We start from the raw sequence: 1,060 nt of genomic DNA, 5'->3' as shown, positions 1-1,060 counted from the left end.
GGCAGGTCCTCGCCGAGCGGCGACTCGCCCGCGGGCCGCGACGGGCCGCCGGTGTCGCCGGCACCGCTGAACCCGCGCGCCAGCTGGCCGAGGGCGCCCGTGAGCTCCGACGGCAGGAACCACATCTTGCTCGACGGGCTCTGGGCGATCTTCGGCAGGATCTGCAGGTACTGGTACGCGAGCAGCTTGGGGTCGGCGTCGCCGCGGTGGACCGCGTCGAAGACCTGGAGGATCGCGCGCGCCTCACCCTCGGCGGTGAGGATCGCGGCCTGCGCGGCACCCTCGGCGCGGAGGATCGCGGCCTGCTTCTCGCCCTCCGCCGTGAGGATCTGCGACTGCTTGACGCCCTCGGCGGTGAGGATCGCGGCACGACGGTCACGCTCGGCGCGCATCTGCTGCTCCATCGAGCCCTGCACCGAGGCGGGCGGGTCGATCGCCTTGAGCTCGACGCGGTTGACGCGGATGCCCCAGCGGCCGGTCGCCTCGTCCAGGACGCCTCGCAGCTGGCCGTTGATCTGGTCACGGCTCGTGAGCGTCTGCTCGAGGTCCATCGACCCGATGACGTTGCGGAGCGTGGTGACCGTGAGCTGCTCGATGCCGGTGATGTAGTTCGCGATCTCGTAGACCGCGGACTTCGGGTCGGTGACCTGGAAGTAGATGACCGTGTCGATGCTCACCACGAGGTTGTCCGAGGTGATCACGGGCTGCGGCGGGAACGACACGACCTGCTCGCGCAGGTCGACGCCCGCGCGCACGCGGTCCACGAACGGGATCAGCAGGTGCAGGCCCGCGTCGAGCGTGCGCGAGTAGCGGCCGAGGCGCTCGACGATGATCGCGACGGTCTGCGGCACGATCCGCACCGAGCGGACCAGCGCGACGACGAGGAACAGCAGGACGAGCCCCGCGACCAGGTAGAAGGCGATCGTGCCCACGTTCGACGTGTCGTCCAAGAGGTCCTCCTCGGGTGGTGCCCGGCGTCGCCGGGCGGCGGGGCGGTGGGTCAGTGCGCGGGAGCGACGCCGGGCACGGGCGGCTGCCCGGTCCCGGCCGGGGCGACGAC

The 1,060-nt window shown here is 71.8% G+C and carries 1 protein-coding gene; it reads right to left on the bottom strand.

The annotated features are described in order from the left end of the window. Window positions 1-950: SPFH domain-containing protein (locus HGA02_RS20115; protein ID WP_168681200.1), on the bottom strand; the 950-nt coding region annotated here is incomplete at its 3' end. Between the last annotated feature and the right edge of the window lie 110 nt (window positions 951-1,060).

Source organism: Cellulomonas septica (assembly GCF_012396155.1).
In the GTDB taxonomy this organism is placed as follows: Bacteria; Actinomycetota; Actinomycetes; order Actinomycetales; family Cellulomonadaceae; genus Cellulomonas; species Cellulomonas septica.
Note: the sequence above shows the minus strand (reverse complement) of the source record. Positions and strands in the feature narration are given on the sequence as shown.